The organism is Mesorhizobium sp. M0991, assembly GCF_040318915.1.
Taxonomy (GTDB): Bacteria; Pseudomonadota; Alphaproteobacteria; order Rhizobiales; family Rhizobiaceae; genus Mesorhizobium.
The window spans coordinates 112,558-125,369 of the sequence record NZ_JAMYNE010000009.1; the positions used below are offsets into that span (position 1 = coordinate 112,558).

Annotated in this window: 12 protein-coding genes; 1 reads left to right on the forward strand and 11 read right to left on the reverse strand. The window is 64.9% G+C overall.

The window, feature by feature from the left end; translation table 11 throughout:
• Positions 1–9 precede the first annotated feature (9 nt).
• The 5 genes from NKH70_RS15670 to NKH70_RS15690 all read right to left on the reverse strand — a co-directional run bounded on the left by NKH70_RS15670 (position 10) and on the right by NKH70_RS15690 (position 4,959).
• Positions 10–1,053: an ABC transporter permease gene (locus NKH70_RS15670; RefSeq protein WP_352912784.1), complete on the reverse strand. Its 1,044-nt coding sequence runs from the start codon at positions 1,051–1,053 to the stop codon at positions 10–12.
• Positions 1,050–1,841 carry an ATP-binding cassette domain-containing protein gene (locus NKH70_RS15675; protein WP_352719001.1) on the reverse strand — a complete coding sequence of 264 codons (792 nt, stop codon included), beginning with the start codon at positions 1,839–1,841 and terminating at the stop codon, positions 1,050–1,052. Before NKH70_RS15675 ends, NKH70_RS15670 begins: the two co-directional genes overlap by 4 nt.
• Before the next feature lie 65 nt (positions 1,842–1,906).
• Positions 1,907–2,914 (reverse strand): substrate-binding domain-containing protein, encoded by a 1,008-nt coding sequence (locus NKH70_RS15680; protein ID WP_352912783.1) that lies wholly within the window; start codon positions 2,912–2,914, stop codon positions 1,907–1,909.
• A 105-nt stretch (positions 2,915–3,019) separates the two neighbouring features.
• Complete coding sequence (locus NKH70_RS15685) at positions 3,020–3,925, reverse strand: sugar phosphate isomerase/epimerase family protein (protein ID WP_502908363.1); 906 nt, start codon at positions 3,923–3,925, stop codon at positions 3,020–3,022.
• Positions 3,925–4,959 (reverse strand): Gfo/Idh/MocA family protein, encoded by a 1,035-nt coding sequence (locus NKH70_RS15690; RefSeq protein WP_352912781.1) that lies wholly within the window; start codon positions 4,957–4,959, stop codon positions 3,925–3,927. The genes NKH70_RS15685 and NKH70_RS15690 overlap by 1 nt, the downstream gene beginning before the upstream one ends.
• A 195-nt stretch (positions 4,960–5,154) precedes the next feature.
• On the opposite strand from NKH70_RS15690, the gene NKH70_RS15695 reads away from it, so the two are divergent.
• Positions 5,155–6,180, forward strand: coding sequence for a LacI family DNA-binding transcriptional regulator (locus tag NKH70_RS15695; RefSeq protein WP_352912780.1), 1,026 nt, complete (start codon positions 5,155–5,157; stop codon positions 6,178–6,180).
• A gap of 10 nt (positions 6,181–6,190) precedes the next feature.
• On the opposite strand, the gene NKH70_RS15700 is transcribed toward NKH70_RS15695, so the two are convergent.
• From NKH70_RS15700 to NKH70_RS15725, 6 genes are read right to left on the reverse strand one after another with little or no spacing between them, the layout of a single operon-like run.
• The gene (locus NKH70_RS15700) at positions 6,191–7,108 is read right to left on the reverse strand and encodes a ribokinase (RefSeq protein ID WP_352912779.1); all 918 of its coding nucleotides are present in this window, start codon (positions 7,106–7,108) and stop codon (positions 6,191–6,193) included.
• A 31-nt stretch (positions 7,109–7,139) separates the two neighbouring features.
• Complete coding sequence (locus NKH70_RS15705) at positions 7,140–8,015, reverse strand: MurR/RpiR family transcriptional regulator (RefSeq protein WP_023721163.1); 876 nt, start codon at positions 8,013–8,015, stop codon at positions 7,140–7,142.
• Positions 8,012–8,989, reverse strand: coding sequence for an ABC transporter permease (locus tag NKH70_RS15710; protein WP_352719007.1), 978 nt, complete (start codon positions 8,987–8,989; stop codon positions 8,012–8,014). The genes NKH70_RS15705 and NKH70_RS15710 overlap by 4 nt, the downstream gene beginning before the upstream one ends.
• A 16-nt stretch (positions 8,990–9,005) precedes the next feature.
• Positions 9,006–10,532 carry a sugar ABC transporter ATP-binding protein gene (locus NKH70_RS15715; protein WP_353025599.1) on the reverse strand — a complete coding sequence of 509 codons (1,527 nt, stop codon included), beginning with the start codon at positions 10,530–10,532 and terminating at the stop codon, positions 9,006–9,008.
• Positions 10,533–10,589: 57 nt separating this feature from the next.
• Positions 10,590–11,648, reverse strand: coding sequence for a sugar ABC transporter substrate-binding protein (locus tag NKH70_RS15720; RefSeq protein WP_352719009.1), 1,059 nt, complete (start codon positions 11,646–11,648; stop codon positions 10,590–10,592).
• Positions 11,649–11,687: 39 nt separating this feature from the next.
• Positions 11,688–12,677: a TIM barrel protein gene (locus NKH70_RS15725; protein WP_352719010.1), complete on the reverse strand. Its 990-nt coding sequence runs from the start codon at positions 12,675–12,677 to the stop codon at positions 11,688–11,690.
• Positions 12,678–12,812: the final 135 nt, after the last annotated feature.

A 12,812-nucleotide genomic window follows, 5' to 3' on the forward strand; every position in this document is an offset into this window, starting at 1 on the left:
CGCCGGTCGTTAGCGATACCGCGCCTGGTTCCACTTATGGCCAAGCAGCGACAAGATGATGATCAGCCCGTTGAAGAACTGGACGTAGAAGCCACTCAGGCCCGCCGCCACCACGCCGGTCTGGATGAAGGAGACGGTGACCGCGCCGATTGCGCCTCCGACGACGGTGCCGATGCCGCCCCAGGTCGGCGTGCCGCCGACGAACACCGATGCCAGCACCGGCAAGAGATAACCGTCGCCCGCCGTCGGCCACCAGGTGAAGTTGATCATCACCGAGAAGGTGCCGGCGATTGCCGCGCCGATGCCGACGAAGACGAACACTTTCACCCTGACGCGCTTGACGTCGATGCCCATCTGCTGGGCGCTGTCGGGATTGTCGCCGACCACCTTGACCTGCGCGCCGAAGCGATGGCGGTTGTAGAGCAGCGCCGACAGCACGACGAAGCCGATCGCCCAGAATATCTGCACCGGAATGCCGTAAAGCTGGCTGGAGAAGATCTTGTAGGCCCAGCTGTCGGCAAGGCCGGTCAGTGCCGTCGACCTGCCCTCGTTGATGATCTGGATCAGGCCGCGCAGCAGGAAATTCATGCCGAGCGTGGCGATCAGCGACGACAGCCCGCCATAGACGACCAGCGAGCCGACCAGGAAGCCGAGCAGCATGCCGGTGACGATTGCGGCGGCGATGCCGACGAACGGGTCGTAGCCGGCCTGCACGACCAGCGCAAACACCCATGAGGCGAAGCCCATCGTCGCCGGAAACGACAGGTCGATCTCGCCGCAGGTGACGACAAAGACCAGCGGCACCACCACGAACAGCGCCACGGGCAGCGTGGTCAGCACGGAACTGTAGAGATACCAGCTGGTGAAGACCGTCGGATTGGCGATCATGAACACCGCCATCATCACGATGAACACCGCAAGCGTGCCGAGTGCGGCGCGGTTGTCGAGGACAAAGCCGCGCATCCAGTGATCGGACGGGTGCTTCCATGCCTTCCGGGCGGCTTCGCTGCTGCCGAGCGGGGTTTGCAGATCGGGCTCCATTGTCTTGCTCATCGCGTTGCCTGCTCCCCGGCATCGTGCAATCCCGCCAGTCCGCCGGGGTGTGCCACGTCTTCCATGAAATTGATGAGGTCTTCGGCCGACTTGACCTCGCTCCGGTCGGCGCTGAGCGCGACCTTGCCGCGGTCGAGCACGACGAAGCGGTCGGCGATATCGAAGACGTGGTGGATGTTGTGGCCGATGAACAGGATCGACCGGCCGCTCGCCCGCACCTGGCGGACGAAATGAAAAACCTTCGCCGTTTCGGTCAGTGACAGCGCCGTCGTCGGCTCGTCGAGAATGATCAGGTCGGCTTGCTTGTAGATGGCGCGGGCGATCGCCACGCCCTGACGTTCGCCGCCCGACAGCTGGCCGACGATCGACTGCGGCGTGAACACTTTCGAGGTGAAGCCGATCTCGCGCATCAGCCGGCTCGCCTCCGCGATCTCCTTGTTGACCTTCAGCCAGCCAAGCCAACCGGTGAGCTCGCGGCCCATGAAGATGTTGCGCACGATCGTCTGCTGAACGGCGAGCGCCCGGTCCTGGAACACCGTCTCGATGCCGGCGTCGCGCGAGCGCGCGGCGCTCCACCCGGTCACCGGTTTGCCGCGGATGAGGATTTCGCCGCTGGTCGGCTTGACCACGCCGGAAAGAATCTTGATCAGCGTCGATTTGCCGGCGCCGTTGTCGCCGATCAGGCCGACCACCTCGCCGCGGTCGACGCTGAGGTTGACGCCGCCAAGCGCATAGACCTGGCCGTAGGACTTGCTGATGTCACGCAATTCGATGAGGCGTTCGGCCATGGCGGTCCTCGCTTGTTTGTCGGTCGTTGCCGGCCGGGGTTCAACCCGGCCGGCAGATCGGGCGATCAGCGCAGCGCCTGCTTGGCGAGTTCGGCGACGATCTCGTAATTCTGCGGCGTGACGAAGCCGGCACCGGTGTCGACATTCATCGGCGCCAGACCCAGCACCACCTGCTGGCAGAGGCTGAGGATCGGCAGATATCCCTGCAGGAACGGCTGCTGGTCGGCCGTCAGCTGCACCCAGCCGCCCTTGAAGCCCTCGACGATCTGCGGGCTGGTGTCGAAGCCGAAGTTGAAGATGTCGCCCGGCTTCCTGCCCGCCGCCTGCATGTAAGTCGGCACATTGCCCAGCAGCTGCCCGCCGGGATAGCCGACCGCCTTGACGTCGGGATTGTTGAGCAATGCTGCCGTGATCACCGGAATGGCCAGATTGGGGTCGGCGGCCCACTCGGTTTGAGAATTGATTTGAACGACATCGACGCCGGCCTCTTTCAGTGCGGCGACTGTGCCACGCTCGCGTGCGCCGCGGCTCTCGTTCTCGAACGGGCCGATCATGATCGCCTTGTCGCCGGCCTTCAGCCCGGCCAGCTTGAACGCCTCGGCGCCAAGTGCGCGGCCCTGCTGCTCCTGCTGGGCGCCGACATAGCCGCCGCCGAACGCCGCCGTAACCGTCGGCACAGGCACGTTCTGGTACATCATCTTGATGCCGTCCTTGTGCGCCTGTTCGGCCAGCGGCATGATAGCGGCGTCGCCCGGGTGGCCCATCATGGCGATGCCTTGGGGCTTGACTGCGACTGCCTCGCGCAGCTGCTGGACCATCTTTTCGACATCCCAGCCCGAAAAGATATAGTCGACCTTAGGCCCGAGATCGGCGGCCGCCTGCTTGGCGCCATTATAGACGATGGTGCCGAAGGCGTCGCCCTCGGCGCCGCCCGCGAAGAAACGGATATGGACATCCTTGCACCACTGGGCATCGAGCGCCTGCGCCGGCAAGGTCGAGAGTGCGGCGGTGAGCGCCATCGCGGCCGCCGCGACGGTCGAGCGCAAAACTGTCCTTCTCATCGTAATGCTCATGCACTTATCCTCCCTTTGTTCCCTCGCTAGCCGAGGGGTTTTGACGATCGCTTCGGCATTGCGCCGCAATCTTTCGCTGGCCGGCACCTCCCGCCGGCCGACTTCTCACACCGGGTTCGGCAGATAGCTCGCGCCTCCCCGGCATTGTTGGAGATAATCCAGCGCACGCGCCTGGCCGGTGATCTCGAGATCGCCGCGGTAGACCGGGTCGTGCCAGCCCTCGATGTCGATGGCGCCCTTGTAGCCGGCCAGCCGCAGCTCGCTGATCACCCGCGTCCAGTCGCTGTCGCCGAAGCCCGGCGTGCGCATCTGCACGAACGGCAGGCGGCCGAACACGCCATGTTCGCGGATCACGTCCCAGCGCACCGTCGCGTCTTTGCCGTGGACGTGGAAGATGCGCGGCGCCCATTTGCGGATCTGCGGGATCGGGTCGATCAGGTAGACCAGCTGGTGGCAGGGCTCCCACTCCAGGCCGAGATTGTCGTCCGGCACTTCGTTGAACATGAGCTCCCAGGCGTCTGGATTGTGGGCGATATTCCAGTCGCCGCTGGCCCAGTTGCCGTCCATGGCGCAGTTCTCGAAGGCGATGCGCACGCCCTTGTCGGCGGCACGCTTGGCCAACGGTCCCCAGACCTCGCGGAAACGCGGCAGGCTGTCGGGCAGCGGCTTGCCGCGGATGCGGCCGGTGAAGCCGCTGACCATATTGGTGCCGAACAGATGCGCGTTGTCGATGATCGTTTCCCATGCCTGGAGCACGCCGCGATCAACTTCACCGCTCTCCAGCGGGTTGCCGAACACCCCGATCGACGAGACGACGACATCGGCATCGCCGATCGCCTCGCGGATCTCGCCTGCCAGCCGCGGAATGTCCTTGCCGCCCAGCGTCTGCCAGAAGAACGGCTGGATGCTCTCGAAGCCTAGCGGCAGAATCTGCCTGACATAGGCGGCCGGGTCGTCGAGATTGGCCCTCACCATTGTGCCGATCCTGATGTCGAGCAGCGGGTTTGGCATCATGATCCTTCCTGTGCAGTGATAGCGACCCGGCGCCCGGTCTCGGCGCTCTCGATCGCAGCGAAAACCATGGCCAGGCTCTTGATGTTGTCGGCGCCACGCGTCTCCGGCTCGGTGCCGGTTTCGACGGCGCGGACGAAATCCTGGATAATGCCGAGATGGCCGCCGACGCGATCGGCCGGGTCGAGCGGCGGTACGGCTATCGGTTCGGTGCGATCGAACAGGCCTTCACGGACCGGCTGCACGACTTCCGCCTTCAGCCCGTCCTCGCCGTCCCAGACAATGCTGCCGCGCTCGGCGACGATGCGCCATGTACTGTCCCAGCTGGTACGGAAGCCGGCCGCACACCAGCTGCCGGCATAGGTGAACAGTTTGCCGCCGCCGAGGTCGAAGCTTGCGGTTGCCGACGACCCTTGCCGATACCAGGAATTGGCCGGCTCCCACTCCTGGCAATAGACGCCGGCCGGTTCGCCGGCCACCATGTAGCGGGCCGCATCGAATGTGTGGATCGCCATATCGAGCAGCAGCACATGGTGCATCTCTTCGCGAAAACCGCCGAAATGCGGCGCAACGAAGAACTCGGCGTGGATGCTGGTCGCAGCACCAATGACGCCGGAATCGAGAAAGCGCCGGATGCGCCTGACGTTGGCGACATAGCGGCGGTTCTGCACGACGGCATGGATGCGCCCGGCGCCGCGGGCGGCCTCGACAATGGCACGCGCATTGTCCGGGCTGTCGGCCAGCGGCTTTTCGGTCAAGAGATGGCAATGGTGGGCAAAGGCGGAAAGCGCGACCTCGCGGCGGGCGGCGGGAACCACCACGTCGAATACCGCGTCGGGCCTGGTCTGGTCGAGCACGGCGCCGAGGTCGGTTCCGATGACGGCGCCGGAAAGCTCGTATTCGCGCGCCCTTGCCCGCGCCCTTTCGGCGTCGAGATCAACCAGGCCGACAATGGTGAGCCCGTCGATCTGCCTGGCCGCATCGAGCCAGGCCTTGCTCATCGCTCCGCAGCCGACCAGGACGACATTGATCATCCAGCACTCCTCCCTCTCGGCCCCTCCAGACCGATCGTCACGGCATTCACGGCAGGGCCGTAAACCTTTTTCCGTAAACGTTTACGAGAACACACCCGATGGCGTAGAATGTCAATTAGCCGGTGCGAAAAATCGTCCTGCCGCCTTGGCCCGAAGAGCCGCCGGTGCTAGCCAAGCAAGGGGGAGAACTGTCCTTTGGCGTCCAGTATTCACGACCTTGCGCGTCACCTGAACATTTCGATCGGCACGGTGTCGCGCGCGCTCAACGGTCGTGCCGACGTCAATGCCGACACACGCCAGCGCGTGCTCGATGCGGCCAAGAAGCTGAATTATTCGCCGAACCAGTCGGGCCGCAGCCTGCGGCGCGGCGCCACCCATTCGATCGCCTTCATGCTGCAGCCTCATCCGGGCGACCAGGAATATGGCGAGCCGTTCTTCATTCCGTTCCTGACCGGGCTGCAGGCCAAGCTCGCCGAAAGCGGGCTCGACCTGATCGTGGTGATGGGCGCGCCGGGCGACTATCAGCAGGAGCGCCTGCGCCGTGTCGTCGAGACCCGGCGGGCCGATGCGGTTGTGCTGGCCTGGACGCGGCGCGAGGACGAGCGCATCGACTATTTGACCCAGGCCGGCTTCCCGTTCGCGACGCTCGGCCGCAGCCGCTCCGGCGGCGATGCCTACCCCTCGCTCGACCTCGACTTCGAAAAAGCGGGGGCTGACGCGGTCGATCGTCTCGTCGCGCGCGGCCACCGTCGCATCGCCGCCATCCGCCCGTCGCTCGACCTCAATTTCGGCTATTTGTTCCTAGCCGGCTATCGCAAGGCGTTGCGGCGGCACGGCATCGAATTCGACCCCGAGCTGATCGCCGACGGCTTCATCAACGAGGCCGGCGGCTACGCGGTGACGCCGAAGGTCATGCGCTCCAAGGACCCGCCGACCGCCATCATCTTCAACAATGATGCGATGGCGCTTGGCGGCTGCAAGGCTCTGGCCGAGACGGGCATCCGGCCCGGCCACGACATCGCGGTGATCGTCATCGTCGACACCCCGCTCTGCCGCTATTTTTCGCCGGCGCTGACCGGCTTTCGCCCGGCGCTGGAGCCGATGGGCGAGCGGCTGGCCGAAATGCTGCTGGCATCGATCCCGGCCTTCGCCGGCACCGAAGGCGCCCGCATCATCCGTGAAGTCTGGCCGCTGGAACTGATCGCGCGGGACAGCGATTGAATCGCGGCGGTCACTGAGCAGGCTGAGGTCGATCAAGCCGGCCGCGCTCGCGCTCCGGCGTTGCGACCAGCAAGGAAGCGGCGGCATTGGCGGCGGCAAGCGCTGCCTCGACAGGCTGCCCAAGCGCAAGCGCCGCCGCGAAGGCGCCGACGAATTCATCACCGGCGCCGTGCGTGCTGACCACCTTCACCGGCATCGACGGCAAGGCGAATGCGTGGCCGTCGCGGTCGCAATAGGCAACGCCCTCGCCGCCGGCGGTGACAATCGCAGCCGGATAGAAACCGACGAGCATGCCGGCCGCCTTCGCAGCACCCTCGAGTGTGTCGACGACCGAAACGCCGGCCAGGAACTCCGCCTCGACGGCGTTGACGATGACGATGTCGGTCAGCGCGATCAGTTCGGCTGTCAGCTTTCGCGCCGGCGCCGCGTTGAGGACGACGCGGCCGCCATGCGCCTTCACCGTCCGCGCCGCGGCAATGTTGCCGGCTTCCGGTATCTCGTTTTGCAGCAGCAGAACCGCCGTTTGCGCGATCAGCTCGGCCGCCTCCGTAATGTCCTTTTCGCCGAGAGTGAGATTGCTGCCCGAGACGATCACCGCGCCATAGTCGCCGCTGTCGTCGAAAATCGCCACGCTCATGCCCGAGCCGGCAGCGGAAGCGACCCGCACGAAGCGCCGGTCAACGTCGTTGCGGTCGAGATTGTCGAGAAGCGCGCGGCCGAAATCGTCGTCGCCGACAGCTCCGATCATTGCCGCACGCACGCCGGCCCGCGCTGCCGACACCGCCTGGTTGCCGCCCTTGCCGCCGCATTTTGGATGCCAGGCATGTCCGGTCACCGTTTCGCCCTTGCGTGGGCGATCGAGGGCTTCGACCATGATGTCGTAATGCAGGCTGCCGAACACGGTCACCAGCGGCGGGGAAGCCGTCATGTGCCCCTGACTTTCACGAGCCGCTTGCCTTTCATGAGTTCTTGTCTTTCCGTTTCGACGTCACCGCAGACATGGTGCGGCCGAGATTGCGCTCCGCCGCCTGGTAGTCGCGTTGCGCGACCGCGACGAACAGCGCGTCGAGAATGTTGAGCTGGGCAATGCGCGCCGCCGCGTTCTCACCCATCAACGGCGAGCCTTGCGCGGTCGAGCAGAGCACGATGTCGGCGACGGCTGCCAATGGCGAGTTGTCGTAGTTGGTGATGGCCAGCGTGCGCGCGCCGCTTTTGCGCGCAAGTTGGATGGCATCGATGACGGCGCTCGTGTTGCCGGAATGCGAGAAGCCGACAGCAATGTCGTCGGCGCCGAGCAGCGAGGCCGACATTAGCATCATGTGCGAATCGTCATAGACAGAAGTGCGGATGCCGATGCGCAGGAATTTGTGCGAAACGTCGCGTGCGATCTGCGCCGAGCCGCCGACGCCGTAGAAATCGCGATTCCTGGCGCGGTAAAGCAGATCGGCGGCACGGTCGAAATCGTCCATGTCGAGAATGGCCAGCGTCTCCTCCAGCGCCTGGATGGACGTGCGGAACACCTTCTGCACGATCTCGGCTGAACTGTCGTCCACCGACAGCTCCTGATGCATCTCGGCAGTTGGCAGGCGGCTGTATTCATAGACCGCCGTGCGAAAGTCGCGATAGCCGGAAAAACCCAGCTTCTTGGCGATCTTGACCACCATCGCCTCCGACACACCGGCCTCCTCGGCGATCTGCTTGAGCGGTATGGTCTCGTCGAAGCCGCGCCGTCCGAAGACGGTTTCAACCACCTTCGCCTCGAGCGGCGTCAGATGCGGCATCATCATGCGGATGCGCGGTCCTACTGCTTTCAGGTCCAGCCCGGTCAAGGTCATCCACGTCCCCTCGTCACGCGATCGATAAGCATCGCGGCGAGGATTATAAGGCCAGTTGCCAAGAGCTGATAGAAGGACTGCACGTTCATCAGCGTCAGGCCGTTGCGCATGCTGCCAAGGATGACGGCACCCAGGATGGTGCCGACGACGCTGCCCTTGCCGCCCATTAGCGAGGCGCCGCCGATTGCCGCCGCTGCTATGGCGTCGAGCTCCCAGAGATTGCCCAGAATGGGTTCGGCCGCACCCAGCCGGCCGATCAGGATCTGCGCTGCAAGCGCTGCCAGCAGGCCCGAGATCATATAGGCGGCGATCTTGGTGCGTGCGATCGGCACGCCGGCTATGTAGGCCGCCTCCTCATTGCCGCCGACGGCGAGCAGATATTCGCCGAAAGGCGTCTTTTTGAGGATGATCCAGGCAATCAGCGCGACCACGGCCACGATGATGACCGCCAACGGCAATCCGAACAGCGAGCCGTTGAAGATGGCGCGAAAGCCGGCGGGCAGGCCGAGCACCGGATTGCCGCCGGTGTAAATCAGCGCCAGCGCCCGGTAGGTGCTCAGCGTGCCGAGCGTGACGATGAAAGGCTGCAGCCCGACATAGGCGACCAGCACACCGTTGAGCAGGCCGCAGGCAAGGCCGATGGCGAAGCCAGCGGCGATGGCCAGCGGAAACGGCACGCCGGCCACCAGCATCGAGGCCGAGATGACGGCGGAAAGAGCTGCCGTCGGCCCGACGGACAGGTCGATGCCGCCCGAAATGATGACCAGCGTCATGCCCAACGCCAGGCAGGCATTGATGCTCGACTGCTGCAGGATGTTGATCAGGTTACGCTCGGCAAAAAAGCCGGGGACCAGCGCCCCGAACACGGCAAGGATCACCACCAGGCCGATCAGCGTGCCGGCGTCGCGCACTGAAAACCGGTGCAGGAAATCTGCCCTCGGGCGCGCTGCTGTGTGTTCGGTTATATCGGTCATCCGCTGGTCCTGTCCGTTATGCACCGGCCCGATGGCCTTGAGCCTTGCCGGCCTCAATCTCCGTTTGGGGTATGGCGTGCGCGGCGATCGCGTGTTCGCTGAGACTTGCGCGGCCCAGTTCGGCGGCGACCGTGCCGTCGCGCATGACCAGCACGCGGTCGGCGAGCCGGATCACCTCGGGGAGTTCGGACGACACGACGATTACCGAATGGCCTTCGGCGGCAAGCTCCTCGATCAGGTGGTAGATCTCCGCCTTGGCCCCGACATCGATGCCGCGCGTCGGCTCGTCGAACAGAAGGATCCGCGTTCCCGCCGCCAGCCAGCGGCCGATGATCGCCTTCTGCTGGTTGCCGCCGCTGAACAGGCGGATCGGCCGGTCGAGCAGGAACGGCCTGAGATTGACGCGTTTCATCTTCTCGGCTGCCACGCGCTTCAGCCGGCGATGGTCGATGAGGACGCGCGGCGCGAACACGCCCATCGAGGCCAGCGCCATGTTGCTGGAGATCGACCGCAACGGCACGATGCCTTCGCGCTTGCGCTCCTCCGGCACCAGGCCGATGCCGGCCGCAATCGCGTCGCGCGGACTGGAAAGCTTTACCGCCGCGCCGTCGATTTCAACCGCGCCTGATGAGGCGCGGTCGGCGCCAGCCAGCAGCCGCAGCAGTTCGGTGCGGCCCGAGCCGACCAGGCCGGCAATGCCCAGCACCTCGCCGCGATGCAGCTCGAACGAGACGTCACGGACCTTGGTCGCCGAGGCGAGGCCGCGAACGCTCAACCTGACATCACTGGACGTATGCGAGCGGTGCTGTTCCTGGGCAAGCTCGCGGCCGACCATCATCGAAACGACGGCCTTTTCCGACACCTGCGCAAGATCGACGGACCCGACCACGACGCCGTCGCGCATGATGGTGGCGCGTTGGCAGATACCGAACACCTCGTCCAGCTTGTGCGAGACATAGACGACCGCGACACCGTCGCGGGCCAGGCCGGCAATGACTTCGGCCAGCCGTTCGAACTCGCTCGGCGTCAGGCTCGATGTCGGCTCGTCCATCGCCACGATGCGCGCACGATCGAGCAGCGCCCGGGCGATCTCGACGATCTGCCGCTGCGCGACCTTCAGGCTGCCGAGCGGCGCTGCCGGATCGATGGTCGGGTCGATGGCGGCCAGGGCTTCCGCAGCGCGGCGCTCCTGCTCGCGCCGTGCGACGAAGACGCCGCCCCGCGTCAGCGGATGGCCGAGAAACATGTTCTGGGCGACGCTGAGGCGCGGCACCTGCTGTAATTCCTGATGGATCATCGCGACGCCGGCGGCGCGCGCCGCGACCGGGTTGTTCAACGTCACCGGTTTGCCGTCGATGAAAACGCTTCCCGCTGTCGGCCGGTAGACGCCTGACAGTATGCGCAGCAGCGTCGACTTGCCGGCACCGTTTTCGCCAAGCAGGCCATGGATTTCGCCGGCGCCGACCGAAAAGGACACATCGCTCAGCGCCCGCACGGCCGGAAACACCTTGGAAATGCCCTCGAATTGCAACCGCGCTGACATTGCTTCAGTTCTCCAGGCAAGGGTGCCGACCCAAGGCCGGCACCCGCCGCCCCTGCTCTATTGGCCCGCTGCCGCGTCCTCGAGCAGCGCCTTGCGCACGGAATCGCCACCGCCGGAGTAACGGTCGGCATTGTCCTTGGTGATCAGCGCCTGCGGCGTGGCGACGACGCGCGGCAGTTTCTGCCCGGCCACCAGCCGCAGCGCCGATTCCAGCGCCACCTCGCCGGTCAGCACCGGGAACGAGTCGACGGTACCGGTCAGCTCGCCGGCGCGGATCGAGGCGTAGGCATCGGAAATCCCGTCGGTGCCGAAGACGGCCACCTTGTCTTGCAGACCGGCTGCCTTGACCGCCTCGACGATGCCCAGCGCCATGCCGTCATTGTTGGCATAGAAACCGATCAGGTCGGGATGCTGCTGCAGGATGTTGGTGGCCGCGTCGTAGGAGGTCTGACGATCCCAGTTGCCGGGGACGCTGGCGACGACGTCGAACTTGCCGGCTTCAGTGATGGTGGTCTTGAAGCCGTCGGTGCGCTGGACGGCGGCGTAGACGCCGGCCTGGCCTTCGACGATGGCGACCTTGCCCCCATCCGGCCGGTTCTTGATGAACCATTTGGCGACGCGCACGCCATTGTCGCGCTGGACATTGCCGACATAGTACTCGGCCTGCGGGATGACCGCGTCATTGACGTTGACCACCGGCACGTTGGCGGCCTTGGCCTGTTCCATGATCGGCTGCAGGTTGGAGTCGGTCTGCGGCGAAACGAGCAGCACGTTGTAGCCTTGCGTAACCAGGCCTTCGGCGATGGTGAGCTGGCCGAGCTGGTCGCCCTCGCTCTGCGCCGCCTGATACACGACCGGCACGCCGATGCGGTCGCCGAACGACTTGTAGCCCTCACCCAGAGAGCGCCAGTATTCGTTGGTCAGCGTCTTGGAGACCGCACCCGCCTTGGTGCCCTCGGGCAGCTTGGGGAAGGCCCCGAACTTGGCCTCGAGCTGCGACCAGTCGATGCGATCCTTCTCGGTGTCGGAATTGAGCGGCGCGAGGTCTGCGGAAAACGCCGAGCCTATGGACAGCGCCATCAGGGCAGCGGTGGCGGTGGCAAACAGAAATTTCATGGTCTTCCTCCCTTGTTGAAAACGGTGATGGCCCCGGCCTCAGCTGTCCGGCCCGAGCATGGCTTCCTGGATGATGGCCTGCGACGCGACCGCGTCCTGACGGTCGACGGCAGTCGACAGGCGATTGTCCCCGTCCAGCCGATCGACGACGCGCAGCATGCGCTTCACAGTCGCGATGTTGACTTCGCATTCGTGGACCGGGTCGAGCCCGGTCATGTCGGGGAACGTGTCGAAGTAGATGGCGCCGGCGTAGCCGTCGCGGCGGATCTGCCTGAGCAACTCAATCGTCTGCAGCGTATGCACGGCCCCGACCATCAAGCCGTCGTCGCGCTTGGCGTAGCCGTCGTTGAGATGCACGCCGAGCAGCTTGCTATGCCGTGCCACGAGGGCGGCGGCGAAAGCCGGCTGCTCGTCGGCGTAGAGCACATGGGCGAAATCGAGCGTCACGCCGAGATTGGGCAGGCCGATCTCGCGGATGGCCAGCAACGTCGTCGCCGCATCGGGCATCAGACTGTAGGAGCGCGGCTCGTTGGGTTTGTATTCAAGGCTGATCTGACAGCCCGGATCATGCGCCGCTACTTCACGAATACCATCGATTTCGTGTTGCCAAAGTGTTGCGTAGTCAGCCTGGAAGGCGTAGTCGAAGCCATCCTGCCCCAACCACAATGTCATCAGGCTGGCGCCGGCCTCGCGCGCGGCGTCGATGCCAGCCTTGGTCAGGTCGATAGCCTCGCGGCGAACGGAAGGATCCGGATTGGTGAAGGCGCCGAGCTTGAAAGCCGGGTTAGAGTAGTAGCGCATGGCGAAGCCATTGATGGAAAGCCCGAAATCGCCGAGTTTGCGCGCCATATCCGCAGGCTTTTCATCGACATGGTCGGGGAAGTTGAGGTCGAGATCGGTCAACTCCGCAACCTTCGCCGCACGTGCCGCCATTTGCAGCATAGACGGTTTGCCGACAAGATCGGGCCACTCGGACTGTGGCCCCGAGGCAAAGGAATTGAGGCGGGTGGCGAAACGATAGGCAGTCATCGGGGACCTTTCATTGTCATGACTTTACATAAGAATGATTATTTGTAAAGTTGTTAATTGCTCGCTCGGCGGCGACGAATTCGCCATACCCAGGCCAGTTGCGACCACGGGGGGACAAGCAAACGCGGCACTGTC

What these genes read in the sequence shown, in the direction of transcription:
- NKH70_RS15670 (WP_352912784.1), bottom strand. Translation starts at nt 1,053, where the DNA reads ATGAGCAAGACAATGGAGCCCGATCTGCAAACCCCGCTCGGCAGCAGC.
- NKH70_RS15675 (WP_352719001.1), bottom strand. Translation starts at nt 1,841, where the DNA reads ATGGCCGAACGCCTCATCGAATTGCGTGACATCAGCAAGTCCTACGGC.
- NKH70_RS15680 (WP_352912783.1), bottom strand. Translation starts at nt 2,914, where the DNA reads ATGAGCATTACGATGAGAAGGACAGTTTTGCGCTCGACCGTCGCGGCG.
- NKH70_RS15685 (WP_502908363.1), bottom strand. Translation starts at nt 3,925, where the DNA reads ATGCCAAACCCGCTGCTCGACATCAGGATCGGCACAATGGTGAGGGCC.
- NKH70_RS15690 (WP_352912781.1), bottom strand. Translation starts at nt 4,959, where the DNA reads ATGATCAATGTCGTCCTGGTCGGCTGCGGAGCGATGAGCAAGGCCTGG.
- NKH70_RS15700 (WP_352912779.1), bottom strand. Translation starts at nt 7,108, where the DNA reads ATGACGGCTTCCCCGCCGCTGGTGACCGTGTTCGGCAGCCTGCATTAC.
- NKH70_RS15705 (WP_023721163.1), bottom strand. Translation starts at nt 8,015, where the DNA reads ATGACCTTGACCGGGCTGGACCTGAAAGCAGTAGGACCGCGCATCCGC.
- NKH70_RS15710 (WP_352719007.1), bottom strand. Translation starts at nt 8,989, where the DNA reads ATGACCGATATAACCGAACACACAGCAGCGCGCCCGAGGGCAGATTTC.
- NKH70_RS15715 (WP_353025599.1), bottom strand. Translation starts at nt 10,532, where the DNA reads ATGTCAGCGCGGTTGCAATTCGAGGGCATTTCCAAGGTGTTTCCGGCC.
- NKH70_RS15720 (WP_352719009.1), bottom strand. Translation starts at nt 11,648, where the DNA reads ATGAAATTTCTGTTTGCCACCGCCACCGCTGCCCTGATGGCGCTGTCC.
- NKH70_RS15725 (WP_352719010.1), bottom strand. Translation starts at nt 12,677, where the DNA reads ATGACTGCCTATCGTTTCGCCACCCGCCTCAATTCCTTTGCCTCGGGG.